We start from the raw sequence: 26,654 nt of genomic DNA, 5'->3' as shown, positions 1-26,654 counted from the left end.
GGGTGAGACTGCCTGTTTTTTTATGTGAGTGACGCATTTCGCATACGGATCATGGAAAAGTGCAGACTGCTTTGTAGCAATGCATCTCGAAGCGGCAACAGTGACGGAGTGATTCGCAATTCAATATCCGCTTGGCTAAGGCAGTGTACGAGGTCTCCTAATGGCTTTACGTCTAGTGGCGTAACCGTTTCCTTTGACAAATAGTAGCCCGCGCCTTCGTCCCAGCAATAAAAAGATTCTGGCGAGAAGATATATTCATATAGCTTTGTTTGTGTAAGCACGGGATACCATTTGCTTTCGATAGCTATAACCATTTTGGCACTCGTCAAGCCAAGAAAGCGCTCGACGTCTACTGACTCAGAATCTGCTTTTTTGTAAAAGCAAATCCTCGGGCAATCTCGCGGTAAATAATACATCGGCGCTCGTGCTTCATCAATCGCCCAAACAGCCGGAGCAAGTGTGGGGTAGGAGGGATGGGCACGAGGATGAAAAATCGCAATGGACGGGTCTTCACTGTAATGAAACAATTTGTCCAAAATTCATAAACCTCCTCTAAATCATCTCAGCGGTTCTCTAAAAAACAGCCCACGCATTTGGCAGATAGCGGCCTCGATGATAAGGAGAAGACGTTTTCGTGATGGCTTCACCGTTGTGCAGCATCATGGAGCTGGAACCACCGTCCATGGCCATTGCTGTAACCACACCGCGCTCGGCCAATACTTCCGCCATGTCGTTCATGCTTGCGCCGATGGAATGGCCGGGCTGGCGTCCGTCTATGACAGCAAATACGATCGTCCCGTCTTCTTTTTGTCCAATTGCGGTACGCGGTTGAATACCCCAGCTCTTGGCAGGCTTTCCTTCAAACATATTTTTCCCGTTTACAATCAACTGGGGACGGAAGCTCACAGCGTCACGCACGCCCATCTTTACGAGTTGTTCAGCCGAGTAGCTGCCTGTAATCAGTTTACCGTCATAGGTAAGCCCTAACGCGGTTTCTCCGCTTCTCGGATTGTAGCCCTGCAAAATCTTTCCGTCGTGGATGACGACGCCGTAGGCATGCGCTCCCTTGCCGTAGCCGTCTGGGTCAGCGAATCCACTCGCATTGACAATCCCTATGGCTCCTGTTTTCTTCACAAACTCATCAAGCAGATCTCCACGGTCCTTGCGATTCGTGACAACGAGCCGTACTTTGCTCGGGTCGCTAATGTACATGATTTTTCCTTTAAAGTAATAACTGCCTTTCGAGACGTCAATTTCCTCAATCTCGATTAGCTCCTTTGGTTTCTCCGGAAGTGTAACGGTTACCAGATTCGATTTCGGCGGAACAGGAGGTCCTGCCGTGCCTGTGCCTTCGGAATTGATAACGGTCGGATGTGTAATTTGCTGCTTTAGTTCTTTCAATTTTTCATCAGGTAAAAACGTATAGGGGGCCCAGTAATCGTGCTGTGTTGTCAACAAAGTGCCTGCCGCCCACTCACGTAATTCTACTCCGTTTTTCGTTCCAAATAAAAAAATAATTCCCAGCAGCGCTAAGCTTGTACAGGTTAAGGCAGTGCCGAGGATCCATTTCTTAACCCAACGCCCTGGTCTTTTACGCTTGGCTCGCTTGTGTGTGCGAGTTCGCGATAACATCTCCATATCCATATTCACATCCATTTGACAAATTGTACAAGGGTTATCATTCCTATAGGAGAAGACGCATGACCGGGTAAAAGGTTTCAGGAAAATAATATGTGATCACCCTGGTCAAAATAAAGGACAGGAGGTGATAGGTGTGCGTGACTATGATGAGGCGTTTCAAAAGGAAGTAGAGGAGTACATGGAAAGTCCAAAAGGGACACGTAACCAAACCACCAGCCGGGACCGTCAAGACCAGGGTGAGAAGCAGGAAACCCGTATCGATTCCAATAACGGGTAGAAGGAAGGTCAGGCGAAGTCCATTGCGGATTTCGCCTGTTTTTATCTATCTCCAATGGACCATACCTCACGAGGACTGGCTTACCTCTGTTTTCTACCTGCAAAGTGTGGTAAGCTTACCCAATGCACGAATTTATGCCAGGAGGGTTTTTGTGAGCACCACGTTTGCAGATTTACAAATTAGCGCACCGCTGTTGACTATATTGCGAGAGCGAAAGATGGAAACACCGACACCTGTTCAGAGTGAAGCAATCCCGGTGATTCTGGCTGGTCGAGATGCCTTGATTGAATCACCGACTGGGACAGGCAAGACGTTTGCTTATCTATTGCCGATTTTATCGAAAATCAATATGGAGCAAAAAGATGTACAGGCCATTGTACTTGCACCGACGCATGAGCTCGTTGTTCAGATTGCGCGGGAAGCAGAAAGCCTTCTGCCAGGCAAGGACACGGCCGTGATGTCCATTATTGGCGGAGTCGATGTGAAACGCCAAATCGAGAGACTGAAAAAGAAGCCTGTATTGATCGTAGCAACACCAGGAAGACTGCTGGAGCTAATTGATCAGCGCAAGCTGAAGGTCCATGAAGTGAAGACAGTTGTTGTCGACGAAGCAGACCGGATGCTGGATGCGGGCTTTGGCAAGCCAGTTCAAGAGGTCATGAAAAAAACACTGCGTGATACTCAACGCCTGTTATTCTCCGCGACAATCGCAGAGGAAGTCGTACATACGGCTGAAATTTTTACAAAAGATGCTGCTGTTATTCGCGCAGCAGCACCAGAAGGCGCCGCAGGAGTAGCACACATGTATTTGGTCACCGATCCACGCAAAAAGGTGGACACGCTCCGTCGTTTGTTGCGCCTCGTCAATGTTCGCTCCTCGATTGTTTTTGTCAATCAAATCGAAAAAGTGGACGAGATTGTATCGAAGCTCAACTACCATCATTTGCCGTGCAGACTCTTGCACCGTGATGCTACAAAAGAAGATCGTGCCCGCACCCTGCAACAATTCCGGGATGGAGCATTCCCTGTGTTGATTACGACAGATGTATCGGCACGTGGCATTGATATTCCAGGTGTGGAATGTATTGTTCATTACGACCCTGCATCGGATGCTGACACGTACATTCATCGCAGTGGCCGAACTGGGCGTATGGGGCGTGCCGGACTGGTATTTTCGATCATTACAACACAGGAACAGTTCATCGTCCAAAAATTTTCGAAGCAAACAGGCTTGCCTATTGCTGAAAAATTCATGACGCACGGAGCGCTGGAAGATCCGCGTCCTGTACGAAAGCCCGCTCCAGCACAAAAGTCAGGAGCTCCAGCGAAAAATGCGAGCCCTGGAAAACGGAATCAAAATCGTGCACATAAGAAGGGCGGCTTTGGAACAAAGTAGGACAAGAAGTACACAACTTGTCTGCAGGAGGTTTCCATGCGCAAAGATCGGTTATATGAAGAGGATTTGCTGGTAAATGGCACAGTTGGTGGAGAAGTTCTGACGAAACACGAACGACAAGTGCTGCGCCAGGAAGCAGGGGAACTGAAGGAAAAGATGGAACAGGCGAAACAAGAGCCGATTGCAGAATGAATGACGAAGAAGAGCAGGGAGAATCCGTGAAGTCTACGGATGTCCTGCTCTTTTTTCTTGGGAGTGGATCAAATAGCGGTCCAACTCTCTGAGCCAATCATGTACGCTTTCATAAGGGGCGTCCATTTGTAACAAACGCCGAATCATCATTCGAATGGAAGGGGATAACGAGAGCTCCTCTTCCCAGCTTTTTTCAGGTGCGTCATCTTCCGCTTCGTATCCGGAATAGAGCAAGAATAAAAAGAAATGTCCCAATGCGTACAAATCACTGGAAGGTGCAACTTCTCGCTTCAATTGTTTTTCAGACGGGTAGGCGGAAAGAGTATCAGCCGTATAAGTCGGGCGATCACCAACGAACCGAGCGAGGCCAAAATCAATCAGGTACGGCTTGTCCTCTTTCCAGATGACGTTGGGGATACGCACGTCGCGGTGAATCAGATTTTGCTCGTGGAGGTAAGCCACCAGTCCCCCGATTTGGCGGATCCATTCGGCGCATTTTTGCTCATCAGCCACGATGTTTTGATCAAACAACATATCTTCGAGTGTCGGGCCTGCTATATAAGTCATGACCATAAACGAGTCTTGCCGATAAGTGAAGGAATCCAGACAGCGAGGGATTTGCGGATGCGAGAGGGATGTCAGCACCTTTTTTTCATACGCTTGCATGGCTTCTCCTTTTGGCGTGTGCCGCAGGCTTGGTTTCACTTGTTTCAGCACGACCTGATTACCTGTAGGGTTGTGCGTGGCGAGATAGGCGATCCCGTAGCTTCCCATCCCTAATACTTTTGTTATTTCATACTGACCTGCTAGGTGGCTGGGCTGATACGGCTTATCACGTATCGTTTCGTTCCACCATGCCTTCATACGAGTCCACATTGTGTGATTTTCCCCTCCTCCCTTCATCTTATCATGATTTGAAAAAGCTGACCTTTTTTTCAATAGGTTTGCTATAATCAGTTCGTTACATGCAGACAGGAGCGAAGGGTATGAATTTTACAATTGACTGGTTATCCTTTTATCTAATGGAACAGCCTGAAGAAGAGGATGGCATTAAACAAGTGCGGATGACGCGCTATTTGAGCCATGATGAATATCAGAGAAGTGAGCTGAAAGATTTTCTCGATGGGGAATTCGCCCGGATTGCGAAAAGAAAAGTCGAGATGAATCCAAAGACAGAAGGCACGCCGACAAAACTGGGTCAATTTGTGTTGGAGCCCGGACATCCATTGGACTCGAACCCCAACTATGCCCTCTTGAATCGATTGTTGGCAGCGGAAACGTCAGGGGAGAGCAAGGAGCCCTGTCAGGAGCTGATTCAGTCGTATTTGCGAACCTCTCAAGTGAGAGGCGGAGTCATGATTGTGGTACGGACGAGGTTAGAGCTGATTGACGAGCGCTATGTCTTTATTTTAAAATGCGATTTCGAACAAAAAACAGCGGTCATCACAGATGAGAAGAGCCTCATATCGAATGTACGCATGGCGATCAATGCCAAAAACATGAAATCGCTAATGTATCCGTACATGATCGAATCAGGGATGAATGACCCGTATCACGTGAAAATTCATCAGTTCTCCCACGCGCGGTATTTTGAGGAATTTTTGCGCTTTATCGAGTATCCACAGACGATGACACAGATCGTTTCTGAAGAAGTCATTTCATTAGCAAGACAGCACATCGAATATACGTATCCCGAAGAGTCCGAAGAGCGGATACGGGAAGAGGAAGCAATCGAGCTCATTGCGGCAAGTCCTAAGCGGGAGCTCGCAGAAAAATGGGAGCATGAGACCGTGATGGAAGCGATGCAAATCATTACAGATCGCCAACCAGAGGTCGAGCTAAAGTTCAAGCTGGATCATATGCAGATCCGCACGTTATTGGCTGATTACGGCACCAGCCTGCATATCGCCAAAGTGAACGGGCGTTATTTGGTGCTATTAGAGGGCGAGCAGCTACAGTTCGAGCGTGGCATGTCTCCAGTTGAGTTTTTAAAGCCAAAGGCATTGACGGACATCGTGAAAGAAATCGAAGAGAGAAGCCAGAACGTTGCATATACCCCGGTGAACACGCCTACAGAGGACGATGAAAATCCACCTTGGTAATAAACGAAGGGAAGGGAGTGAAGGAGTTGGATCGACAACTACGAGTAAGCGGCCAAGAGCATAACATCTATCCGGTTTTGCGTCATGCCTCTATGATCAACAAGTACCCCGAGCGGTGGGTGGTGAAGGAGCATACAGCTGATACGTACGTACTGTACGCCCTAGATCAAGGCGAAGGTTACGCATTGATTGAGAAGCGGATGCTGCAGGAAGCAGGCTGGACGAGCGAGCAGCTTCATTCATACGCACTAGAAAACTTGCGAAAGCTCCCCTTTTCAGTGAAATCACAAGAGGTAGGAGGTCAGCGCATCCATTTTATTAGTCCGACAGATGGATACGCGGCAAGCCGAATTTTGCTTGATTCATTTCTGGCGGAGATGGATCAGAAGAAGCAAGGGGACTCGCTTGGTGTCGCGATACCGCATCAGGATGTGTTGATCGTGGCGGATATGACAGGAGAAGCCGGGGCTCACCTGTTAGCGCGTCTCACTTATGATTTTGCCTCGAAAGGGCAAGTGCCGATCTCTGTCTTGCCTTTTTACTGGGAGGAAGGGGATTTGATCCCATTTCTCGTGGTGACGCACGACTCGGGTACGAAAATTGAAAGAAAGTAGAGCAAGCGCGGGGACAGGTTTCCCGCGTTTTCTATATCGCCGGAAAATAGGAGGAAGCCCTCGAATGAAAAATTTCATGATTGGTCAATATGGAGGTTTTGATCAGGCAAAATATGCACGGGATTTTAAGGAGGGCTTTTACGGAATAGAGGCATGCTTGTTTGATTCGGAGGAGGATATCCAAATCCTACAACGTGAATCTCTAGCAAAAGGATTTGCGATCGGTGTTCATTTTCCTCTGCGTGCAGGTCAATCCGAACTGCGGGATGCTCTATTCATGAATGCTCATGATCAGACTAGAGACGAGGCATTTGAATGGATAGAGAAGGAATTGGCGTTTATGGCATTCATTCAGCCAAGCTATGTCTTATTCCATTATCCGAAGCCTGTCATTTTGGATGATCGCGTCGACTGGAGTGTATGGCGATTTTATGATTCGCGAGACTATGTATGGGAGCATGTGTACACGGAAGAAGAGTTTCAATATCGTAGTGAGCAGCTGTTTGCATGGTTGGATGAGAAAGGCAAGGAGTTTCGCTTCACACCAGTCCTTGAATTCGATGCACTCAACCGATATGTGTATGAGACAGAATTTTTAGAGTACTTGCTACAGAAATATCCAACGATCAAGCTCTGTCTCGATACCGGTCGTTTATTCCTGCAAGGAAAAATCGACCCGTTTTTCGATGCCCGTCATGTCATCCAAAAGTATGCAAAATATACGTGGAGCATTCATTTGAAGAGTATGAAGGTGAACGCTGGTGGGGTTGAATTCGTTCACTTTCCCGTTCTTCCCGAATGTAAACCGGAAGAAGGATGGGCTCCGATTGAGGACTACCTGACGATCATCCGGAAAGAAAACCCGTATGTAAAGATCATGTTCGAGCATCGTTCTGACCAAGTAACAGACGAGCAACTCGAGCGTTGCTATCGTTGGGTAAAGCAACTCCTATCTGAGCCTCATAATTCCACATCCAGTAATAACTCAATATAGCGCCCGGCATCTTGAATCAGCCAGTACGGGTACCTAGGACCCTGTATGTACAAGTCTGTGGCGGTCACGAGCATCGTCTTCACCCGTGTTTTATCACCCATCAACTGCGCGCATACCCCCATCGTCATCCACGGATACAAATCACCAGTTTGAAACGTATCAAAATGCGGGAACGCTTCCGTGATCCTTTGGTAGAGTATCGAAGCGGTATTGGCATCTGTCAAGCTGTAGACAATGGGAAACGCTTGGGAAGTGACGTCCGGGTACCATTTTCGCCAGCCGGGGTACGTACGATCATACATTGCATACGACATGCGAATCCGACTGTACATTCCACTGATGCCGAGCTCGCAGGCTTTGGCGCGTGCAGCCGCTTCCTCGGCAGCCTCCACATTTCCGATCAACGAAAATAAATACGAAGCATCTGCCAGCCCCTTGGCCACCTCGCAATTGTCCATCAAATATTTAACCCGATACGAATGCTTCGCCCAGGTCAGACCGTCCTTCTGTTGAAGGCGGGCAACTGCTTGCAGAAGGGACAAGAGTTTAACGTGGTTGGCATGCAGCCAGTCCATACGCCCTGTTGCTCGTATCCATTCCGCAAGCAGGCTGAAATAAGTAGTGTGGTAGCTATCTTCGCTATCATTTGTGCCGGTATCGATTTCTCTGCCTTGTTCAAGACGAAAATCATTGATATAGCCGTCTGCATTCAGGTTCTGTAAATACCAATCGAGATGACCACGAACAGCCTCTACTTCCTTCATGCGGATGAGGGAAATAATTCCGAGGTTGGTGAAGTACGGATTGATTTGATCACGTTTGGGGCCAAGGCGAAAGGTACCGCTCGGCAATTGGCAGGATAGCAAAAAACTTGTTTGATTCAATGCCATTTCTTGCATCCATTTTTCCATGAGGCTGACCTCCTCTCCAAGCTACGTGATTGCTGAGACGAGTTTGACTCCGTATTCGATCCATTGCAAGGAACGCACATAAGAATCACTGTCGATGGAAGGCAGTGAAGCGGGTTCTTTCACGACCTTGTGCCATTTTTCATCTCGAAACCAATCTACCCCATCTGCCGGATCGTGTCCATAATCAACCCATGCATCTTGAAGACGTGGGCTGTATATCTTCGGGCTTCCTTCTAGCAACTCAAGTCCATCCAATCGTAGTTGGTACTCATCTTCTGTGGTGGAAGCAGTATGATGAGGTGTGAACAAATGCGGCCAATAATCCGCTCGTGAGCCTGTATGAGGAATACGAGCGCAATAGGAGAGCATTTTTTCGAAGCGAAAAGGATCCCCAAACAATTGCTGATACAACGTCTTTCCAACCTGAATGCGGTTTCTGACGTCGGGAAAATGATGAACATTCAACCCGATCAAGCTAAGCCGGCGATCAGTAGGATGCGCTTTATAAGGAATGAGCACTTGATTCATCGAAAGAGCAGATTGGGCGACGAAAGCAAACGAAGCGAAAATACGATTCAGTGTAAACGGCTTCTGTACGACACGTTGTTCGATATATTGCTGTTCATTAACGATGAGTGCATGTGTAATGGGCGCGCTGTCTTTAGAGGCGAGGAACTCTTGCCAATACGATTGCATAAAGACTGAAACACCAAGTGGCGCCAAGAGCTTTGTTAAATCTGTCCCCGTTCGTTTCATTTCCGCATACAGTAGTAATTGTGGGTAGGCATCGTGAAAAATCAACCAGTTACATCTTTCTAAAAACCAAAAAAAGGGCTCGATTGCTTGTGTATCCATGATAATCGGCAGCCATTCTCCTTTTAAATCGGTCATGTTCCAACCGCCATTTCGTGAGACCAAATGGGCCAATAACGCCCAGTGAACCTCGTGGTGCTCGAGATAAAAGGCGAGGTATGCTTGTGTGCGAGTGACATTGTTGCGATTGGCTTTGGTTGTTGCTTGTCTGATTTGAGCAACCAGGTGCTGCTCGGCAATTTTCGTTGCTGTCGTATCTGTCATGGTTATGGGTAGCTCCTTGTTGTTTTCACATGGAAAAAAGCAGGTCCACTGGGCGACCCGCTTTTTACTCAACCAATCATTTCTAGTACGAGAAGCCGAACGAGTAGTTTTTCCTTGGCTTCCTCCCACGTATTCGCAAAAATGACAACGTGCTCCGATTGGAACTCCGTTTCAGCGACAAAAATCCCATCTTGTTCGTAGATATTCATAGATGATCGTCCTTTCAGCTGCCTTTCAAGCATTGTATGCTATCATGTAAGAGATGATGCATTCAGCATGCTGGAAAATCATGAGAAGGGTGGCACCAAACATGATAGTAAAAGTGACAAAAGAGGCAGTAGAACGCATAGCCAGTACAGACAAACCCATTCGGATCAACGGTGAGCTAGTCGGTGGCTGTGGGATGAATGTAGAGTATGCGTTGTGGTGGGATACCCAAGGTCCAGAAGATGAAGTCTACCAGGTCGATTCTTTGACGTTTCTGATAGATCGCGAAACCATTGCCTATATCGGGTCTGAATTGCTTACGATTGATTATCGTGCGCAGCAAGGCTTTCGGATGGTTACGCCACAGCAAATTTTGGCGTATGGCCTTCAGTTGAAAGAGCGCTGGATCTAATCACTTCGGGAGAAATTGCAAAATAAAGGCGAGAATACCTGCTGCAATTAAAGGGCCGACTGCAACACCGCGGAAAAAAGTGACACCAGCGATTGTACCTAGCAGCAAGCCAGTAACGATTAAGGGATTTTGGGTCATCAAAACCGTTCCTTTTCCCGCCAAGTAAGCCACAAACATACCAACGGCGACGGCCAGTAACGAATGCCAATTCGTGAAAATCTCCAAGATGGAGGAAGGATTGATTTTGCCGCTTGCAAGCGGAGTCATGATGCCAATCGTCAGTATAATGATCCCGAGCTGTAATCCATGCTGCTCGAGCAGTGGGAAATATCGGTCCAACGACAGGAGCCTCATTAAGAGAAGGATCGCAACGGCAATGGAGACGGTTGCGTTGTTGCCAATGACACCGAGCGCCAGTAGTACCAAGAGGATGATAGAAATCCAGTCCATATGCGGGTTGGCTCACTTTCGTTTTTCTTAGTATATCCATGCTGTTGCGGCATGTGCCCGGACAAGAAAAAAGAGATCAGCATGCACAAGAGTGCGAGTGCCGATCTCTTTTTTCTAGTCGAACCACAGTTCCAGCATTCCTACTGGAAAGCCTGTCTGTTCGTCCGAATCAGGGAAACGTCCCCAAGCAAAGACGCCGTTGAAATAATCAATTGTAAACGGCTGATCGTGATCAGGCACGCTGTATTTGCTGCCGATTCGGAACTCATCCGTTCCTAAATAGTACGATTTCGCCATAAAGTACTTTTGTGTAATGATTGCAAGCTGTGAGTGATCACCAAGCTTCTTTTTTTCTTTCGCTTCGACGTGCAGGCGCTCCATTTCCTCCTGCAGCTCAGCGAGTGTCATTTGACTGTACAAACGCAACGGACTGCCTCCTTTCCATACAGGTATATTGTAGCAAAAGACAAGGGAAAAGGCGATGGATGCAGAATCCTCTAAGGAAACGAAAGGGGAGTCGTTTCGAAAATGACACGTTTCGATTTGCATGGAAAGAAAGCAATCATAACAGGTGCTGGAAGAGGGATTGGGAAGGCACTAGCGTTGGGAATCGCAGAAGCGGGTGCGGAGGTTGCGGTAGTCTCGCGAACAGCTTCCGATTTGCAAGAAGTAGTATCGGAGATTGAAGCAAAAGGCGGAGTCGCTTTTCCAGTTGAGGCTGACTTGACTGTATCTGATGCAGTTGACCGTGTTGTGAAGAAAGTAGTCGAAGGGTTAGGGGGTGTGCATATCCTGATCAATAATGCAGGAATGAATATCCGAAAAAAAGCTCATGAGGTAACGGAAGAAGAGTGGGATAGGGTAGTGGATTTGAATTTGAAAGCAGCATTTTTCATGAGTCAAGCTGCTGGCAAAATCATGTGCGAGCAGCGCTATGGTAGAATCGTCAATATCGCTTCGGTCGCAGGTGTAGTAGCACTTCGCACGGGTGTCGCATATGGTGCCAGTAAAGCAGGGCTCATCCAGATGACGAGGGTGCTGGCATTAGAATGGAGCAAGTTTGGTGTCAATGTAAATACGATCGCGCCGTGGTATTTCCGTACGCCATTAACGGAGAGCTTGCTTAGCGACGAAGCGTTCGTCCAAGAGGTGTTGCAGCGAACGCCGAGTGGCCGAATCGGGGATGTCGAGGACTTGGTAGGACCAGCGATTTTCTTGTCCTCTGATGCAGCTTCATACATATCGGGTCAAACGCTTTCGGTTGATGGCGGTATGTCTATATACGGGTTTTAATAAAAAAAGGGGCATTCCCAGTTGGGAATGCCTAATTATTGGGGGCGATTGAGAAAAAGAACGACTGATTGTTCTATGACTGGTTTGCTCTCACCCAAAACAGTCCATCAATCAAAGCTATTAGCGTAGGCATACTCAGATTGAATGATCGATCTAAACATGCTTACGTTAAAAAGTCATCCAAAGAAGATAATCGATCTTTTTCTCAATGCGTTGAAAAAGTGCTTACACCTACAACATAGCAAGCAAAAGTAAAACATCAATTAAATAAAAATAAAGTATTATTAAATCTTGTTCTGTAAGTACTGCGTTAACGAGCAAAACGATGGTTACCGATCTCAACCGTTACAGGACGTGACCAAATCCACTTGGATGTAGCCGTATCGGGATTGAAGAAGTACAGGGAACCATTGCTCGGATCCTTTCCATTCACCGCGTCCTGGACCGCTTTTCTCGTACTTTCATTTGATTTATGTGTCAAATTGCCGTCATGGACAGGCGAAAACGCATTGGGAGCATAAATAACCTCCCGTACCGTATTTGGAAATTCATCTGAAGCAACCCGATTCAATACAACGGCAGCAATCGCTACCTGTCCTTCATACGGTTCTCCCCGGCCTTCCGCATACACTAACCGGGCGAGCAGTTCCATATCCCTCTCCGAAACCTTCACTTTTCCATTGCGAACCACTTTTGGGCGACTATCACGACTAACCTGCACAGACTCGCGTTTTACTGCTGTAGCAGATGTGGTTGATTTCTTTTCCTTCTTCGAAACTTGTTCCGATGGCGCCTGTGCACTACCGAGAACAGGGAGAATTTGTACTGGTTGTGGTGCCATTGCACTTGTCGGTGTGACAAATAAGCATAACAGCATCAAGCCAAAACTGTTCAAAAAGAAGAAAAAGCGCGTTGGCGCTTCTCGTGTCAACATGGTGTGAACCACTCCTTTTCGCTTTTTGCGTTTTGATTGCGGAAGCGAATCAGGTCTTTTGCAAGTCTATCGGTCTTATCGGAATGGTTCAAGAGGGAAATGGTTCCATAGAACTATTTACAATATCTTTCGGTTTGTGAAAGTGTTTTCATGAACGGATGTTTCCTCTATAAAAAAGCCACTTTCCCGTTGAGAAAGTGGCTTTCGTGTGCAGTTTGAGGCTGCTCTTATTTTTCCGTAATCGCGATGGATTTAATGGTAATCGTTTGCTCAGGAATACTTGGTTCACCTGTTTGTGGGTGTTTCTTTACTTTTGTTCCTGCAATTTTTTGAACGACATCCATACCACCCGTAACTTTTCCGAAAATCGTGTAATTCGGAGAGTTGTCCAATCCTGTCACGTCAGGTCCAGAACCAATAAAGAATTGGCTACCATTCGTGTTTTTACCGGAATTCGCCATGGCAACCACGCCTGGTTCATATTTATGACCATTTTTCAATTCGTCTTCAAACGTGTAACCAGGACCTCCCATACCAGTTCCTAATGGATCACCTGTTTGAATCATGAAGTCTTTCATGACGCGGTGGAACTTGATGCCGTCATAGTACTTGTCCTTTGCGAGGAAAACAAAGTTATTGACAGCAATCGGGGCATCTTTTTCAAACAGATCGATCGTAATGTCTCCCATGGAAGTAGAGATTTTCGCTTGATAGTCCTTTGCTTTGTCAATCTGCATAGCCGGAGCCTTCTCGTATTTCTTCTCTCCGGTTGGACCCGGTGGGTTAGCTGGCTCTTTGGATACTGGTTTCTCTGCTGGCGTAGTCGGTTGATTAGGAGCCGCTTCATTGCTTCCTGTGGAACAACCCGTAACCAAGGCGATTGCCGTCAGACATGTGAACAGAGTTGTCATCATCTTTCTCATCTTATGCACCTTCCTTTGTATCGTACTATTGGGTGGTTCGGTTTCGAATTATAACACAAATAGTCGAGCATTTGCCAATCCGCTAGTTTCCTTTCCAATCTCGCATGGTATGATTGGGTTAAAAGGGTGATCAATGTGGCAGAGCGATTTGAGACCAAAACGGTACATATCGGACATGACCCTTTGCGGGGAGTAAAGAGCAAAACGACACCGATTTATCAAACCTCCGTTTTTGCCTTCGAAGGCTTGGAAGAAGTAGAACAGTATTACGTCGGTGAAGGGGAATACTTGTACACCCGAAATGGCAATCCTAACCAAGCGGAGCTGGCTCATGCAATCGCTGTTTTAGAAGGCGCAGAAGCAGGTGTCAGTGCTGCCTCCGGTATGGGAGCGATCATGGCGGGTTTACTTGCCGTTCTTTCCCCTGGCGATCATGTGCTGGCTTCCCATGAAATTTATGGCGGTACCTACGCTCTACTGCACAAGGAGTTGTCGCGGTTTGGGATCGAGCTTGAGTGCATCCAGCTTGGTCAAATGACAAAGCTTGCTGACCATGTTCGTCCAACTACGCGGCTGTTTTTCTTGGAGACCATCACCAATCCGCTATTGACAGTTGTGGATCTGCCTTACTGGATCAAGGAAGCAAAAAGTCTTGGCTTAACCGTCATGGTGGATAATACGTTTGCGACCCCGTATTTGGTACAACCCATTTCATTCGGAGCGGATCTCGTGGTACATAGTGGAACCAAATACATAGGTGGACATAGCGATGTGACGTCAGGTGTTCTGGTTGGATCACAGGCGACAATCAAGCGTGCCACAGAGATCGTAGCCAACTACGGTGCATCGCTCAGTCCTTTTGAGGCCTGGTTGACATCACGTGGCTTGAAAACATTGGCAGTGAGAATGGAACGACAATGCGATAATGCTAGCCAGATCGCTGCGTTTCTTCGTGAGCATCCTGCAGTTGGACAAGTGTATTACCCAAGTCCTACGGATACCTTCTTTTTTTCACGGCAAAAGCAGGGGGCAATGGTATCCTTTGTTCTGGCAGACGAGACGAAGATCTATGATTTTTACCGGGCACTTGACTGGATCAAGTTGGCTCCGTCTCTTGCAGGTGTGGAGACGAGTGTATCTCATCCTGTTACGACGTCCCACCGTGCTTTTTCTGAAGAGCAGCGCAAGGAAACGGGAATCACGATGGGACTGGTACGGTTATCGGTCGGAATCGAGGCTGTTCAAGACATTCAGTTAGCATTAGATGCTGCATTAGGTAAATAATTCAAAAAACTTTGCTACATTATGAAACTTTCTTCCTAAGAAATACGTAATACTTAGTTAGAGTAGTCTCAGAATGCAGTGGGGAAAGCCCATTCTGAGAACATGCTTCAGTCTGGAAGAAACCGAGGAAAACGCAAATGGGAATGGCTATGAAGCAACCGTCGGGGCCATCATCCGGAGATTATTATGAATCTCGTCCATTTACGGAACTGTATGACGAATATTTTGATCGCGTCAACCGGTATTTGCGATGCCGGGTTCAGAGTACGTGGGATGCCGATGATTTGACCACCGTGGTCTTTTTAAAAGCTCTAGAAAAATTCGAGCAATATAGCAGAACAAGTCCTTTCGCATCATGGATTTTTCGTATTGCTCACAATACATATGTAGATTTTATGCGGAAAAACAGGGAGTTACCGGTCGACCAGGAAGATTTTTTAGGAGCAGAACCGGACGACACATGGCAGCCGGAACGGCAGGCGCTGACGAATGAAGAGATTCGTCAGCTTCGTGATCGTCTGGACTTGTTGTCTCAGGATCAACGAGACGTGTTGATGCTCCGCTACTTTGCTGACCTCAAAATCAGCCAGGTAGCTGAGGTGCTCGGCAAAACAGAATCGAGTATCAAAATGATTTCTTATCGCGGATTACAAAAACTTCAGAAGATGTATGAGAGGGGGGACTCCGAATGAGAGAAGAGGAGAAGCACCCCCAGGATCATCAATCGGATGATCAGACTGTAACCCAACTCCTAGCCCATTTGAAGCAGATGCGCGGCACGGTTCCTGTCAATTATCAATTAAAATCAGACCTCAAAAAACAATTGCTCCAGAAAATGAGAGATCTCGAAGCCAAGCAGGCAAAAGTTCCAAGTTCCGCACCAAAAAAATGGGGGAGGTTGGTTTGGAGCGGAATCGCAGCTGCTGCTCTCACCCTTGCTATAGGCGGATTTGTGTGGTGGAACAATACCTCTCTTGCCGTTCGAGAGCATGAAGTACTTAAGCTGCCAGCACAAGCAAGCGTGGAGCTTGTTGATATTGATCAGAAAGCAACTCAGCTAGCTTACATCAATAACAATGCAGAGTTGAAAACCAATCCAATCGATGAGAAATTAAAGCCAGTCACGATCAAGCTGCCGCCAACCGAAGGAAGATACACCGGGGTAGCGTGGTCTAATTCTGGGAAGCAAATCGCAGTGGTCGAGCAGGATAAAAAATTATCGCGGCTATGGATTGTGGAGATGCCAACGACTTACAGCATGGGAAGTAGCCGATTGCTGAAGGAAGAAGAAGGAGTATTGTACTCTTCACCAAGCTGGTCTGAACATGATGATTCGCTTGCCTTTACCCGCTCTAAAAATGGCGTCGAAGAAATTTGGGTGAGCAGCACAGTATCGTTCCAAGAATGGAAGCTAGTAGAAGGCTCTCAGCCTGAATGGTCACCAGATGGAAGCTTGCTTGCCTTCAATAAAGCCGGTGAAGTACAGCTGATGGAAATGCGGACGGGGAAAGTTATCTCGCTTTCAGTGGGGCAGTGGGCATCGTGGAGCTCCGATACGCGATTGACCTATACACACCCAAATGGAACGCTGATGGAAGTAAACGTGAGTGAAGAGCCTTTTGTGACACGCGAGCTACCATTGCGAAACCAGTCCTCTGAAGAGCTGATCAAAGGCAATTGGGCAAACAAAGGTAAGCACTTACTGCTTATCTCACGCCATGATCAGCTGCAACAACTGGTTATCTCTTTGGCGTCACGAAAATGAGCGGAGGAACAAGCATGAGATGGAAATGGGTGTTAATCTTTGTCATCACATGGCTTAGCTTTTCGATACGCCCAGCTATGGCAGAGAGCAACGTAGACATACAATTCGAGATACCTTTAAGTGGTATCGTCAAGTATGAATCATGGATGAGACTGAACGTAAAGGTAACCAGCCAAGAACAGGATTTCACGGGGGCTGTAGAGTTATCGCAGCGACAAGTCAAAAAAAATAATGAATTTAAGCTTCGGCGTCCAATAAAGCTTGAGCAAGGAAAGAGTACAACCGTTTACTTTGATATGCCTTCCCAAATATTGCTCGATGATTGGTACGTCCAGGTGACGCAAAACGGTCAAGTTGTCAAAAGCGAAAAGCTGCGTATCTCTTATCCAACAGACGGGCGCACCATTGGGGTGATCAGCGAGGAGGGCAATGCGTTTCATTTCCTTGCCGTCAATCAATCACAATCCAAAATGAATCGCCCCTTGTCCGTTCAAAATCTCACGGAACAAATGTTGCCTGACCAATCGTGGATTTACGAAAACATAGACATGTTAGCACTTGCAGGCAATAGTGGCTCCACGATTAATGATCAACAGATGGCAGCGATCAAGGAGTGGATCCAGCTAGGGGGGATCGTGGTTGTTTCCGCAGGTCCCAATCAAGATGGGATGATCCAGCGGTTTGCTGATATTCTCCCTGTGGAAGCCGGAAAAGCTGGTAATATAGAGCTACAGCAAGCATTAAGTGAGTATGACATTGCAAAAGTCGCGCCAAATGGCAGTATCGGTGTATACAACCGTGACTTGCCCTTATTTGTGTCAAAATCGTACGGCAGAGGGCTGCTGCTATTTGTCAACTATGATGTGACAGCAGAGCCGTTGGCATCGTGGCAGTTCAATCCACAACTGTGGCAGAATGCAATGATCCAGCATGGTGCCAAGAAGATTTTTGAAGAGAAGCCTTATATGGATCAAATGACACGGCCTTTTCTTGACTTGAGCAAGAAGATTCCTGAAGTACAGACTCCTCCACCCATCTGGATGGTGGCGTTGTGGGGCGGCTATGTAATTGTACTCGCACCATTGACATACTTCGTTCTGAAAAGAATGAGAAAACCTGAATGGGCGTGGGGAGTAATCCCGCTTGGAGGAATTTTCTTGACCGTCGCTATATTCGCGGTTGGAAAGCCTGCTGTTGTGAAAACGAGTACCAGCTACACCGTAACCAAGATCGACATATTAGATGAGTCTCTGGCTCATATTCGCTCAGCCGCAACGTTTTTGGGAGTAGATCAAAACGAATACGATGTTCAGCTTGAACCTTCAATCGTTGCACTGCCCTTGACATTGGGAAGAAGTGATTATCGCCCAGAGGGATTAATGGATGGCGATGAGGTTCTCTCTTTCCGCAATCTCCCCTATTTGACACCGAAACAGGCAATCGGTATCGGGGTAAAGCATGACATGGGTGCTTTTGAAACTTCCTTGCGAATCAATGAAAATCGTCTACAAGGTCACGTGAAAAACAATACGGAGTTTGCCTACGATCAGACTTTTATTCAAATTGGTTTTCAGCGAATTCCGCTTGGGCCATTGAAAAAGGGAGAAGAAAAGCAGATTGACAGTGTGCTTGAGCCCTTGTTTATGCCAAGAAAACCACAAGCAACAAACGAATTGCAAACGATGGAAGAACGAATCAAAGAAATGCAGGAAAGAGTCGTTGAGTATGAAGAGGGGAATCAGATAAGTATCATCGGGACAACGACAGAGCCTCTTCCTCTGATGACAATGCAGGTGCCTCACCAAGCGCAATACTGGAATGTCATTCAGCAACCTATTCAATTCCAGCCGAATGAACAAGGTCTAGTAACTAGTCCTTATGGCCTGCTTGATGCCGATATGTATGAAGTGACAGGAGATTTCGACAGCACCGGGTACATTTGGCAGCTAGGGAAGGGCAGTATTACGTTTGAATTGCGTACAGATAAAGCGGCGATCAATATAAAGCGAATAACAGTACCGCTGAATCACAGCTCGTTCAAGCCTTTCCGGATAGAATACTTCCACCAAAAGAGCGGTAGGTGGATACCTGTTGAGCGCGGGACGAGACTTGTCCTCAATAATGAACTCCAGCAAGTATTGACGCCAAATCAAACATTATTGCTTCGTTTTTCCCACAATGGAACGTCGCGATTAGCTCTACCAGAGCCAATTTTCCAGGTAGAGGGGGTGCGGAAATGGTAATCGAAACCGTTCATTTAGGAAAAAGATACGGCAATTTGCAAGCGTTGACGGATTTGAACCTTTCCATCGAGCCAGGAAAGGTGTTCGGTTTCATTGGTCCAAATGGCGCCGGAAAATCTACTACGATGCTGATCTTGTCTACCCTTCTGGAACAGAGTGAAGGGGAAGCATTTGTCTGCGGCTACAATGTACGAAAAGATCCTGCGAGTGTACGCCAGTCTGTTGGCTACATGCCCGATTTTTTTGGCGTGTACGACAATTTGACAGCGGTGGAGTATTTGGAGTTTTATGCCGGAGCGTACAAAATTCCTGCCTCCAAAAGACGGGCACTCGTCGGTGATCTATTGGAACTGGTAAATTTGTCTCACAAAGCAGACGCTTTCGTCGACTCTTTGTCTCGAGGCATGCAACAGCGCCTGGGGCTAGCACGTTGTCTCGTACATGATCCGGCCGTGCTGATTTTGGATGAACCCGCGTCAGGACTGGACCCGAGAGCTCGTATCGAATTGCGCGAAATTATGAAGCAATTACGTGCAATGGGTAAGACGATTATTATCAGCTCCCATGTTTTGCCGGAGCTAGCCGAGCTGTGTGATGATATTGGTGTCATTGAAAAAGGAAGATTAATTGCGTATGGTTCTGTGCATGAGGTCAGCAATCGGGACACAGGACAAAGCCGGATGCAAGTGAGAGCCCTGCGGAACTTGGACAAAGCGGGACTTCTGCTAGCGAGTTCTCCGTATGTACATCAATTGACAGAATATATGGGAGGTTTTCGCTTCTACTTTCAAGGGACGGAGCAACAAAAAGCTGAATTGCTTCAAGAACTGCTGGATGAGCAGGTCGCAGTCGTCTACTATGGCGATTCCAAGAAAGATTTAGAAGACGTCTTCTTAGCGATTACGGAAGGAGTCGGTATGGAGTGAGCGACTTCTTGTTCAATCCTCTTTTGGTCAAAGAAATGCGGGAAAGATTCCGCTCGAGAAAGACCATGCTCATATTAGCGGTTTACTTGTTTGTCATGGGGGGAATACCGATGGGCTTTTTGCTCATGGACCCCTTAAAGGCCGAATCGTTAGGGGATAACCGGGATTTGTTTCTGATATCCGCGGGGATACACTACGCGATGATTTGCTTTGTAGCGCCAGCTTTGACTGCTGGAGCAATTAGTGGAGAGAGAGAACGCCAGACCTTGCATATTTTGCTGACGACCCAGTTGTCGACACGTACGATAATTTTGAGCAAGCTCATTACGTCTTTGGCGTTCTCCACGCTGCTCTTGGTTGCATCGATGCCTTTGTACAGTATTGTGATGCTCTACGGAAGCGTCTCCCCGGAACAAATGGCCCAGCTCGTCCTATTTCTCGCGGTGAATATGTTTTTTCTCGGGTCGTTGGGGTTGTTCTGCTCCACCTGGATTAAACGAACGTCGATCTCGACGGTCACCACATACGGCATTGCCTTCTTTTTTGTAGTAGGTACTGGCTTGCTGTTCTTTTTCATCGGTGAGTCCTTGCAACAGACGTATCCAGAACGGTACGTCAATTCGGATGTATGGAACATGTATGAGCTGCAGATGCTGGCAGGGACGAACCCTATCATCGTGTTGTTCGATATTTTAGGCGAGTCATTCGATCAATCCGATGACATCACTTTTGCCCCGTGGTTGTTTTTCTCATGTGTGTACGTGGTTCTTTCGTTTGTACTCGTCATCTGGAGCGCTTATTTGTTAAAACCAATCCGCCGAAAATGGTGGAGTTGGAAGAAACGACCTGTTCGTGTACAATGAAAAAGGTGCATGGGAAAAGGGAGGTTTTTTTGTGAGTGATCAAGATGTACAGATCATTGATTTTGAAGAACTGCTTCGTGCGATTGAGAGCCGTCTGGCATCTGCGGGGATGTATGTTAAACGCGAAGCGATCGTGACTATTCTTCAGGCAGAAGAAGCATTTTTGCTTGAAAAAGGTGTTCTTCAAGAGTATAGTGAGTAATCAGCTAACAACCTGCCTCAAGTGGTAGGTTGTTTTTCATGGACAGGGAAGGCATCAAGTCTTTCGCCTGTTTGCTTCTCCCGGAAAAAAACGGTATGATGGAACAGAGTACGAATATCAGCATAAGGACGTGAACACATTGACAGAAGAGAACAAAGACCTCGAATTGGGCGATATCATTACATTGGACGATGAAAATGGTGAACCGTTGGGGGATTTCGAAGTATTGGCTATGTTCGACCTGAACGGTAAAGAATATATTGCCTTGGCTGAAGCTGTGGAAGATGAAGAAAGCGAAGAAGATGAAGAAGTGGATATCTTCGTATTCCAAGTGGACGGCGGCGAAATGGTACCATTGGAAGAGGACGAGGAAAGCACTGTTTACGCGAAGCTGAACGAAGTGCTGGAAGGCATCGAACTCATTAAAGAAGACAAGTAATCCTGGTATAAACGAAACAAGCCACTGCTGGCGTTAGAACCCAAGCAGTGGCTTTTTCTTGCGGTCGATCAGTCATTCAATTTAATAATGTTATCCTTAAGGTCTCGTACAACAAGAAGGCATGTATAATCCGTTTCTTGCAGTTCCCTAAACAATGCCGAGCACTCGTCTTTCGTTAGACCTAGCTTTTCGAGACGGGTACGGAGTTCTTTACCGCCATTGTCAAAGAAATGCGCCATACTGTCAATGTGACCGACTGCACTTTCAAAGTGGGTACTGTATTTATAAAAATTGTTTCGTTGATTGGAGTGATTTTTATCAGGATTCCATTTCAAAACCCAGATGTCATCACTGTTGTATCCGGCAGAATTTAACGCATGAACGTCGGAAGCTAGCTCAGCATCATACTTATGGAATTTGACAAACGGCTTGGTAGCACTGATCAAAAGTATTCCCCCCTTTTTGGCCTCAGGAATCGATGCCTTACTAGGATGCCCAAAGCCAAAGCGCGGATGAATGGAAATACCTGAGGCACAGTTGTGAACGCTACGTAAGAACAATTGACATATTTTCCTTGATAGTAGCAGGATTTACGCTGATGAGGGAAGAAATAGAGAAAGGGAAACAGATGTTTTGGTTTTTCATTTTGACCAATCTTCACCATTAGTGCTACACTAATTAATGGAATATGCAAGTCATGTACAGAACGAAATGAGAAACGAGGAATACTGAGAAGAATCGGCCATCTCGCTAGGGGCGAGGTGGCTTTTTTGCCCCATTTTGCTACTGGCGTTGAATACTATGGGAACCATACGGTACAATAGCGATTAAGTGTTCGCTTTTATTAGGAAAACGTTCCTCTCATGGGGGTTGAATCATCTCGGCGTTTTTCAAAAAAGGTGAATACAACGCTAGCCATCAGTAAAAAAGGCATGATCGTTTTTCTACGTGTCCGAAGAGTAGAGGGGAGAGCGCGATTGAAGGATACAGAAACACAGCAAACACTAACGTATACAGAAGAAGATATTCAGGTCTTAGAAGGCTTGATTGCGGTTCGAAAGCGGCCTGGAATGTACATAGGCTCCACGGGCTCGCGTGGCCTGCATCATCTGCTGTGGGAAATTGTAGATAACGCCAAGGACGAGTCGCTTGCCGGCGTTAACGATAGCATCATCGTCACTTTGTACAAGGATGGCAGTGTCAGTGTGGAAGACCATGGTCGCGGAATTCCAACGGGTATGCACAAGACTGGCCGACCTGTACCAGAAGTTATTTTTACGACGCTCCATGCCGGTGGTAAATTCGGTGGTGGCGGATATAAAAAAAGTGGTGGCTTGCACGGGGTAGGCTCCAGTGTCGTTGTGGCCTTGTCCAAATGGCTTGAGGTCGAAATCCACCGGGAAGGCAAAATTCATAAGCAACGCTTTGAATATGTTGTGGATGCAAATGGAACCGAGCATGTCGGTAAACCGGTTACCGGCCTTGAAATTACAGGGAACACGAAACGCACAGGAACAACGGTACGTTTTCTGCCGGATGACGCGGTGTTTGGCAATGCTCGCTTTGACTATGAGACGATTCGTGATCGTTTTCGTGAGACTGCATTCCTTCTGAAAAAGCTGCGCATGGTTTTGATTGACGAGCGCGGACCTGAAAAGAAACGAGAAGAGTTTTACTTCGAAGATGGCTTGAAATCATACGTTTCTTACTTGAACGAGGGGAAAAATACGCTCCATCCGATCGTTTACTTTGAAGGGGAAAAGGACAATATCTACGTAGAGCTGGCTTTTCAGTACAATGACGGCTATGCAGAGACACTGGTGTCCTATGTCAACTCAATTGTAACAACGGACGGCGGAACTCATGTCACGGGCTTCCGCAACGGTACGACCAGGATCTTTAACGAATTTGCCCGGAAAAAAGGGTACTTGAAAGAAAAGGACCCGAACTTGACTGGAAACGATTTGCGGGAAGGTTTCCTCGGTGTATTGTCATTGCAAATGGCTGACGTCCAGTTTGAGTCCCAAACAAAAGACAAGCTGGGGAACGAAGAAGCACGGGCAATCGTAGAACAGATTGTTTCCGAAAAGCTAGGCTTCTTCCTCGAGGAAAATCCGGAAATAGGCAAGCTGCTGATTGACAAGGCGTTGCGTTCTGCTGAGATTCGCGAAGAGCTGCGCAAACAACGCGAAGCCCTGCGCGGCGACAAGAAAGGCAAAACCGCGAAAAAGCGCAAATCGATTTCGGAAAAGTTTACTCCGCCGCAATACAGAGACTCCAAGCGCAATGAGCTCTTCCTCGTCGAGGGGGATTCTGCGGGTGGCTCTGCAAAACAGGCGCGTAATTCAGAGTTCCAAGCCTTGTTCAGCCTGCGTGGGAAGCCGTTGAACACGGAAAAAGCAAAGCTTTCCGAGGTATTGGCGAATGAAGAGTTCCGCACGATCTTAGAGGTGCTTGAAACCGATATTGGCGAAGAGTTTTCCATCGAAAACTGTGCATTTGACAAAGTGATCATCATGTCTGACGCGGACGTTGACGGCTCGCACATTCAAACGCTGCTGCTGACCTTCTTCTTCCGCTACATGCGCCCGATGATTGCAGCTGGTCACTTGTATATTGCTCAACCGCCTTTGTATCAGGTGAAAAAGCAGAGCAAGGGCAAGCAGACAGAGGGGATTTACTGTTGGAGCGATTACGAGCTGGAACAGGCGTTGAAAAAGGCTGGACGCGGTGCTGAAGTGCAGCGTTACAAAGGTTTGGGTGAGATGAACGCCGATCAGCTCTGGGAAACAACCATGGATCCTGAGACGCGCAAGCTCATTAAGGTTGAACTGGAAGACCTCGCTCTCTGTGAGAAGCTGGTAACCGTTTTGATGGGTGACAAAGTCCCACCTCGGCGTGAGTGGATCGAGAACCACGTCACCTTTGAAGTGGGGGAGGATGAATAAGCATGTTGTCCAATCAAGTTATTAATCAGAGCTTCGCGGAGATTATGGGAAAGCGCTTCGGGGACTATGCCAATCTGGTTATTCTCTCACGCGCGATCCCTGATGCTCGCGATGGACTAAAGCCGGTACAGCGCCGTATTTTGTATGCCATGTACCAAGAAGGCAACACAAACGATAAACCATACCGGAAATCAGCGAAAACGGTCGGGTACGTGATGGGTACCTATCACCCGCACGGTGACTCGGCGATTTACGAAACGATGGTGCGGATGGCGCAATGGTGGAAAATGCGTCAGGTGCTCATTCAAGGCCACGGAAACTTTGGTAGCTTGGACGCAGACCCGCCAGCCGCTATGCGTTATACCGAATCCAGACTGTCGGCATTGGCCAATGAGCTACTGCGCGATATTGAAAAGGATACGGTTACATTTATCCCGAACTACGACAACTCCGCTCAACAACCGGCAGTATTGCCTTCACGGTTTCCCAATCTACTCGTGAATGGTGCTGCCGGAATTGCGGTTGGTTTTGCAACGGACATCCCTACTCACAATTTGGGCGAAGTCATCGATGCGGCTGTTGCACAAATGAAGAACCCGAATATCTCGCTAGATGAGCTGATGCAGCACGTCAAAGGTCCAGATTTTCCGACAGGCGGCATTGTCCAAGGCCTGTCCGGAATTCGCAAGGCGTTTGAGACAGGCCGTGGTCAATTCATCATTCGGGGGAAGACCCATGTAGAGGAGCCAAAAGGCGGCAAGATCAAAAAAATCGTCGTTTCCGAAATCCCTTACGAAGTGGTCAAGTCGAAGCTCGTAGGTCAAATCGATGAGCTCGTAATGGATCGCAAAATCGAGGGAGCACTGGCGGTTCGCGATGAAACCGGTCGCAAAGAGGCCGAGCAGAAAAAAGTTCGTATCGTAGTGGATATTCGCAAGGAAGCGGATGAGCAGGCGATTCTCAACTACCTGTACAAAAATACGGATCTGCAAATCTATTACAATTACAACATGAACGTGATTCATGAGGGGACCATCCGCCAGATGGGACTCAAGGCTTTGTTGGGGGCGTACATCGACCACCAAAAAGAAGTCGTCACGAATCGCTGCCAATTTGATTTGAATCGAAAGCAAAGCCGCGAGCATATCGTGGAAGGCTTGATTCGCGCCAAGTCCATTTTGCGTCAGATCGTCGATACGATTATGGATTCGGAAGACCGTGCAGATGCCAAGAAAAACATCATGGAGAAATACGGCTTCACCGAAAACCAAGCAGATGCGATCTTGAACATTCAGCTCGCTTCCTTGACACGTTTGGATATCGTCAAGCTGGAAAAAGAATTGGCTACGCTGGCAAAAGAAATCGAGGAGCTGAAATCGATTTTGGCGAGCGAGAAAAAGCTGATTCAAGTCATTACAGGCGAACTGAACGAGATCAAGAAAAAATACGCTGAAGAGCGCCTGACAGAAATTCAGGGCGAGATCGAGGAAATTAAAATCGATATTGCCATGCAAATCAATGCAGAGGATTGCATCGTAACCCTCACAAACGAAGGATATATCAAGCGGACGAGCCCGCGCTCCTTCAAATCAGTGGGGGGAACGCTGGAGACATGTGGGGTAAAAGAAGGAGACCGTGTCCGCTATTTCATGGAGACCAATACGTCTCATACTGCTCTCTTCTTTACTCAGGACGGTAAATACTTCGCTACACTGGTTAACGCCTTCCCGGACGATAAGTGGAAGGATATCGGATCCGCCCTCGTCAATATCATCCCGTTGGAGAAGAATCAGCGTATCGTTGGCTTTACGATCGTGGAAACCTTCAAACAACCGTTGTATGTGTACCATGTAAGTAAAAATGGTTTGATGAAAAAGACGGCGTTGTCCGAATACGAAACGAATCGTTCCAGTGCGTTGGTAGCTGCGAAGCTGAAAGCAGACGATGACGAGTTTGTGAATGTATTTGTGGCTGACGAGGCTGGGGCGATACTCGGTGCTACGAAAGATGGCATGGGCATTCGATTCCATCGCAGTGAAGTCAGCGCAACGGGTAGAGCGTCGAGCGGGGTAAAAGCAATCGCACTTGCTCCTGGCGACGATGTCATCACGATGCTACAGATTGAGGAAGTCGATTCTCGTGCCTTTAGCTTATTGACGGCTGAAGGGGTTGTAAAACGCACAGCGATTGCTGCGATCCCACTCCAGGCTCGCGCAGGCAAAGGCGTACAGTTGATTCGTAAACGAAAAAATAATCCGCATGAGCTTGTTGCGATGTTCATCGAGGAAACAGTTTATGCTTGGACGTCGCAGAACGAATGGACCCTTGTCGAGACAGAGCAAGTGATCGTCAACGAGCAAGGTGGCATCGGCCGACAACTGGTGGAGAGTGGGGTAAAAGCAGTTGCTTTTGAAACCGTTTTGCCGACAGATGAACCGAAGGACGAAGCGACTGCAAAAGGTTCAGGAGACGGAGCTGGCACAGCAAGCCAACAGAAAAGGCCTAATGCCCAGGCTAACCTGTTCGATGGAGATCATCGTGAATAAAAGGAATGATGAATA

Annotated in this window: 29 protein-coding genes; 18 read left to right on the top strand and 11 right to left on the bottom strand. The window is 47.3% G+C overall.

All coding sequences use genetic code 11. The features are described 5' to 3' along the window. Positions 1-20: 20 nt before the first annotated feature. Together PMI05_RS06395 and PMI05_RS06390 are read right to left on the bottom strand one after the other, a co-directional pair. Positions 21-536 (bottom strand): DUF6886 family protein, encoded by a 516-nt coding sequence (locus tag PMI05_RS06395; RefSeq protein ID WP_007718868.1) that lies wholly within the window; start codon positions 534-536, stop codon positions 21-23. Between the two features lie 37 nt (positions 537-573). Next, entirely contained in the window at positions 574-1,638 is a 1,065-nt protein-coding gene (locus tag PMI05_RS06390) for a phosphodiester glycosidase family protein (protein ID WP_039960407.1), read from the bottom strand. A 136-nt stretch (positions 1,639-1,774) separates the two neighbouring features. Between PMI05_RS06390 and PMI05_RS30990 the strand changes: the two genes are divergently transcribed. The 3 genes from PMI05_RS30990 to PMI05_RS30985 all read left to right on the top strand — a co-directional run bounded on the left by PMI05_RS30990 (position 1,775) and on the right by PMI05_RS30985 (position 3,506). Next, complete coding sequence (locus PMI05_RS30990; RefSeq protein ID WP_007718864.1) at positions 1,775-1,918, top strand: hypothetical protein; 144 nt, start codon at positions 1,775-1,777, stop codon at positions 1,916-1,918. A 151-nt stretch (positions 1,919-2,069) separates the two neighbouring features. Further along, positions 2,070-3,314 carry a DEAD/DEAH box helicase gene (locus tag PMI05_RS06385; protein WP_007718861.1) on the top strand — a complete coding sequence of 415 codons (1,245 nt, stop codon included), beginning with the start codon at positions 2,070-2,072 and terminating at the stop codon, positions 3,312-3,314. 36 nt (positions 3,315-3,350) lie between these two features. After that, a complete protein-coding gene (locus PMI05_RS30985; RefSeq protein ID WP_007718860.1) occupies positions 3,351-3,506 on the top strand; it encodes a hypothetical protein in 156 nt (51 codons plus the stop codon). Positions 3,507-3,539: 33 nt separating this feature from the next. On the opposite strand, the gene PMI05_RS06380 is transcribed toward PMI05_RS30985, so the two are convergent. Beyond that, entirely contained in the window at positions 3,540-4,382 is an 843-nt protein-coding gene (locus PMI05_RS06380) for a protein kinase family protein (RefSeq protein WP_007718857.1), read from the bottom strand. A 110-nt stretch (positions 4,383-4,492) separates the two neighbouring features. Here PMI05_RS06380 and PMI05_RS06375 point away from each other — a divergent pair, with 110 nt between their 5' ends. The 3 genes from PMI05_RS06375 (at position 4,493) to PMI05_RS06365 (ending at position 7,216) form a co-directional block, all read left to right on the top strand. Then, on the top strand, positions 4,493-5,608 hold the full coding sequence (locus tag PMI05_RS06375; protein WP_007718854.1) for a DUF3900 domain-containing protein: 1,116 nt from the start codon (positions 4,493-4,495) through the stop codon (positions 5,606-5,608). A gap of 17 nt (positions 5,609-5,625) precedes the next feature. Beyond that, positions 5,626-6,222: a DUF1444 family protein gene (locus tag PMI05_RS06370; protein ID WP_052006412.1), complete on the top strand. Its 597-nt coding sequence runs from the start codon at positions 5,626-5,628 to the stop codon at positions 6,220-6,222. A 64-nt stretch (positions 6,223-6,286) separates the two neighbouring features. Beyond that, positions 6,287-7,216, top strand: coding sequence for a hypothetical protein (locus PMI05_RS06365; RefSeq protein ID WP_007718850.1), 930 nt, complete (start codon positions 6,287-6,289; stop codon positions 7,214-7,216). On the opposite strand, the gene PMI05_RS06360 is transcribed toward PMI05_RS06365, so the two are convergent. From PMI05_RS06360 to PMI05_RS30980, 3 genes are all read right to left on the bottom strand, one after another. Then, positions 7,183-8,127 carry a hypothetical protein gene (locus tag PMI05_RS06360; RefSeq protein WP_007718848.1) on the bottom strand — a complete coding sequence of 315 codons (945 nt, stop codon included), beginning with the start codon at positions 8,125-8,127 and terminating at the stop codon, positions 7,183-7,185. The two genes, PMI05_RS06365 and PMI05_RS06360, sit on opposite strands and share 34 nt — an antisense overlap. A 21-nt stretch (positions 8,128-8,148) precedes the next feature. Continuing rightward, positions 8,149-9,204 (bottom strand): DUF2515 family protein, encoded by a 1,056-nt coding sequence (locus PMI05_RS06355; RefSeq protein ID WP_007718847.1) that lies wholly within the window; start codon positions 9,202-9,204, stop codon positions 8,149-8,151. Between the two features lie 68 nt (positions 9,205-9,272). Continuing rightward, positions 9,273-9,413, bottom strand: a complete 141-nt coding sequence (locus PMI05_RS30980) for a hypothetical protein (RefSeq protein ID WP_007718846.1) — start codon at positions 9,411-9,413, stop codon at positions 9,273-9,275. A 101-nt stretch (positions 9,414-9,514) separates the two neighbouring features. Here PMI05_RS30980 and PMI05_RS06350 point away from each other — a divergent pair, with 101 nt between their 5' ends. After that, positions 9,515-9,823 carry an iron-sulfur cluster biosynthesis family protein gene (locus tag PMI05_RS06350; protein WP_007718845.1) on the top strand — a complete coding sequence of 103 codons (309 nt, stop codon included), beginning with the start codon at positions 9,515-9,517 and terminating at the stop codon, positions 9,821-9,823. On the opposite strand, the gene PMI05_RS06345 is transcribed toward PMI05_RS06350, so the two are convergent. Together PMI05_RS06345 and PMI05_RS06340 are read right to left on the bottom strand one after the other, a co-directional pair. After that, positions 9,824-10,273 (bottom strand): DUF441 domain-containing protein, encoded by a 450-nt coding sequence (locus PMI05_RS06345; RefSeq protein WP_007718844.1) that lies wholly within the window; start codon positions 10,271-10,273, stop codon positions 9,824-9,826. A 114-nt stretch (positions 10,274-10,387) separates the two neighbouring features. Then, positions 10,388-10,699, bottom strand: coding sequence for a YfhH family protein (locus PMI05_RS06340; RefSeq protein WP_007718842.1), 312 nt, complete (start codon positions 10,697-10,699; stop codon positions 10,388-10,390). 102 nt (positions 10,700-10,801) lie between these two features. Here PMI05_RS06340 and PMI05_RS06335 point away from each other — a divergent pair, with 102 nt between their 5' ends. Beyond that, the gene (locus PMI05_RS06335) at positions 10,802-11,566 is read left to right on the top strand and encodes an SDR family NAD(P)-dependent oxidoreductase (RefSeq protein WP_007718841.1); all 765 of its coding nucleotides are present in this window, start codon (positions 10,802-10,804) and stop codon (positions 11,564-11,566) included. Positions 11,567-11,876: 310 nt separating this feature from the next. Here the strand turns inward: PMI05_RS06335 and PMI05_RS06330 are convergent, their stop codons facing one another. Both PMI05_RS06330 and PMI05_RS06325 read right to left on the bottom strand, forming a co-directional pair. Continuing rightward, entirely contained in the window at positions 11,877-12,500 is a 624-nt protein-coding gene (locus PMI05_RS06330; protein WP_007718839.1) for a cell wall hydrolase, read from the bottom strand. Positions 12,501-12,727: 227 nt separating this feature from the next. After that, entirely contained in the window at positions 12,728-13,423 is a 696-nt protein-coding gene (locus tag PMI05_RS06325; protein ID WP_007718838.1) for a peptidylprolyl isomerase, read from the bottom strand. A 126-nt stretch (positions 13,424-13,549) separates the two neighbouring features. Here PMI05_RS06325 and PMI05_RS06320 point away from each other — a divergent pair, with 126 nt between their 5' ends. From PMI05_RS06320 to PMI05_RS06285, 8 genes are all read left to right on the top strand, one after another. Further along, the gene (locus PMI05_RS06320; protein WP_039960353.1) at positions 13,550-14,707 is read left to right on the top strand and encodes a PLP-dependent aspartate aminotransferase family protein; all 1,158 of its coding nucleotides are present in this window, start codon (positions 13,550-13,552) and stop codon (positions 14,705-14,707) included. 137 nt (positions 14,708-14,844) lie between these two features. Further along, positions 14,845-15,399: an RNA polymerase sigma factor gene (locus tag PMI05_RS06315; RefSeq protein WP_007718835.1), complete on the top strand. Its 555-nt coding sequence runs from the start codon at positions 14,845-14,847 to the stop codon at positions 15,397-15,399. Further along, positions 15,396-16,472, top strand: coding sequence for a hypothetical protein (locus tag PMI05_RS06310; RefSeq protein WP_007718833.1), 1,077 nt, complete (start codon positions 15,396-15,398; stop codon positions 16,470-16,472). Before PMI05_RS06315 ends, PMI05_RS06310 begins: the two co-directional genes overlap by 4 nt. 14 nt (positions 16,473-16,486) lie before the next feature. Next, complete coding sequence (locus PMI05_RS06305; protein ID WP_007718831.1) at positions 16,487-18,715, top strand: hypothetical protein; 2,229 nt, start codon at positions 16,487-16,489, stop codon at positions 18,713-18,715. Next, a complete protein-coding gene (locus tag PMI05_RS06300; protein WP_007718829.1) occupies positions 18,709-19,641 on the top strand; it encodes an ABC transporter ATP-binding protein in 933 nt (310 codons plus the stop codon). The genes PMI05_RS06305 and PMI05_RS06300 overlap by 7 nt, the downstream gene beginning before the upstream one ends. After that, complete coding sequence (locus PMI05_RS06295) at positions 19,638-20,504, top strand: ABC transporter permease (RefSeq protein WP_007718827.1); 867 nt, start codon at positions 19,638-19,640, stop codon at positions 20,502-20,504. The genes PMI05_RS06300 and PMI05_RS06295 overlap by 4 nt, the downstream gene beginning before the upstream one ends. Continuing rightward, on the top strand, positions 20,494-20,706 hold the full coding sequence (locus tag PMI05_RS06290; RefSeq protein WP_017249136.1) for a hypothetical protein: 213 nt from the start codon (positions 20,494-20,496) through the stop codon (positions 20,704-20,706). The genes PMI05_RS06295 and PMI05_RS06290 overlap by 11 nt, the downstream gene beginning before the upstream one ends. Positions 20,707-20,845: 139 nt before the next feature. Continuing rightward, a complete protein-coding gene (locus PMI05_RS06285) occupies positions 20,846-21,145 on the top strand; it encodes a DUF1292 domain-containing protein (protein ID WP_007718819.1) in 300 nt (99 codons plus the stop codon). A 68-nt stretch (positions 21,146-21,213) separates the two neighbouring features. Here PMI05_RS06285 and PMI05_RS06280 read toward each other — a convergent pair whose 3' ends face one another. Beyond that, positions 21,214-21,591 carry a general stress protein gene (locus tag PMI05_RS06280; protein ID WP_007718817.1) on the bottom strand — a complete coding sequence of 126 codons (378 nt, stop codon included), beginning with the start codon at positions 21,589-21,591 and terminating at the stop codon, positions 21,214-21,216. Positions 21,592-22,122: 531 nt separating this feature from the next. On the opposite strand from PMI05_RS06280, the gene PMI05_RS06275 reads away from it, so the two are divergent. Next, complete coding sequence (locus tag PMI05_RS06275) at positions 22,123-24,093, top strand: type IIA DNA topoisomerase subunit B (RefSeq protein WP_039960406.1); 1,971 nt, start codon at positions 22,123-22,125, stop codon at positions 24,091-24,093. A 2-nt stretch (positions 24,094-24,095) separates the two neighbouring features. Then, a complete protein-coding gene (gene parC, locus PMI05_RS06270) occupies positions 24,096-26,639 on the top strand; it encodes a DNA topoisomerase IV subunit A (RefSeq protein ID WP_007718815.1) in 2,544 nt (847 codons plus the stop codon). The last annotated feature ends 15 nt before the right edge of the window (positions 26,640-26,654 follow it).

Source organism: Brevibacillus sp. BC25 (genome assembly GCF_000282075.1).
Lineage (GTDB): Bacteria > Bacillota > Bacilli > Brevibacillales > Brevibacillaceae > Brevibacillus.
The sequence above is the reverse complement of the archived record's forward strand: the minus strand, read 5'-3'. Positions and strand labels throughout refer to the sequence as shown.

Excerpts from the sequence above, each read along its gene's own strand:
- PMI05_RS06365 (WP_007718850.1), top strand. The coding sequence starts at position 6,287 with ATGAAAAATTTCATGATTGGTCAATATGGAGGTTTTGATCAGGCAAAA.
- PMI05_RS30980 (WP_007718846.1), bottom strand. The coding sequence starts at position 9,413 with ATGAATATCTACGAACAAGATGGGATTTTTGTCGCTGAAACGGAGTTC.
- PMI05_RS30985 (WP_007718860.1), top strand. The coding sequence starts at position 3,351 with ATGCGCAAAGATCGGTTATATGAAGAGGATTTGCTGGTAAATGGCACA.
- parC (WP_007718815.1), top strand. The coding sequence starts at position 24,096 with ATGTTGTCCAATCAAGTTATTAATCAGAGCTTCGCGGAGATTATGGGA.
- PMI05_RS06355 (WP_007718847.1), bottom strand. The coding sequence starts at position 9,204 with ATGACAGATACGACAGCAACGAAAATTGCCGAGCAGCACCTGGTTGCT.
- PMI05_RS06390 (WP_039960407.1), bottom strand. The coding sequence starts at position 1,638 with ATGGAGATGTTATCGCGAACTCGCACACACAAGCGAGCCAAGCGTAAA.
- PMI05_RS06360 (WP_007718848.1), bottom strand. The coding sequence starts at position 8,127 with ATGGAAAAATGGATGCAAGAAATGGCATTGAATCAAACAAGTTTTTTG.
- PMI05_RS06305 (WP_007718831.1), top strand. The coding sequence starts at position 16,487 with ATGAGATGGAAATGGGTGTTAATCTTTGTCATCACATGGCTTAGCTTT.
- PMI05_RS06315 (WP_007718835.1), top strand. The coding sequence starts at position 14,845 with ATGGGAATGGCTATGAAGCAACCGTCGGGGCCATCATCCGGAGATTAT.
- PMI05_RS06325 (WP_007718838.1), bottom strand. The coding sequence starts at position 13,423 with ATGAGAAAGATGATGACAACTCTGTTCACATGTCTGACGGCAATCGCC.
- PMI05_RS06350 (WP_007718845.1), top strand. The coding sequence starts at position 9,515 with ATGATAGTAAAAGTGACAAAAGAGGCAGTAGAACGCATAGCCAGTACA.
- PMI05_RS06335 (WP_007718841.1), top strand. The coding sequence starts at position 10,802 with ATGACACGTTTCGATTTGCATGGAAAGAAAGCAATCATAACAGGTGCT.
- PMI05_RS06345 (WP_007718844.1), bottom strand. The coding sequence starts at position 10,273 with ATGGACTGGATTTCTATCATCCTCTTGGTACTACTGGCGCTCGGTGTC.
- PMI05_RS06380 (WP_007718857.1), bottom strand. The coding sequence starts at position 4,382 with ATGTGGACTCGTATGAAGGCATGGTGGAACGAAACGATACGTGATAAG.
- PMI05_RS06330 (WP_007718839.1), bottom strand. The coding sequence starts at position 12,500 with ATGTTGACACGAGAAGCGCCAACGCGCTTTTTCTTCTTTTTGAACAGT.
- PMI05_RS06375 (WP_007718854.1), top strand. The coding sequence starts at position 4,493 with ATGAATTTTACAATTGACTGGTTATCCTTTTATCTAATGGAACAGCCT.
- PMI05_RS06300 (WP_007718829.1), top strand. The coding sequence starts at position 18,709 with ATGGTAATCGAAACCGTTCATTTAGGAAAAAGATACGGCAATTTGCAA.
- PMI05_RS06310 (WP_007718833.1), top strand. The coding sequence starts at position 15,396 with ATGAGAGAAGAGGAGAAGCACCCCCAGGATCATCAATCGGATGATCAG.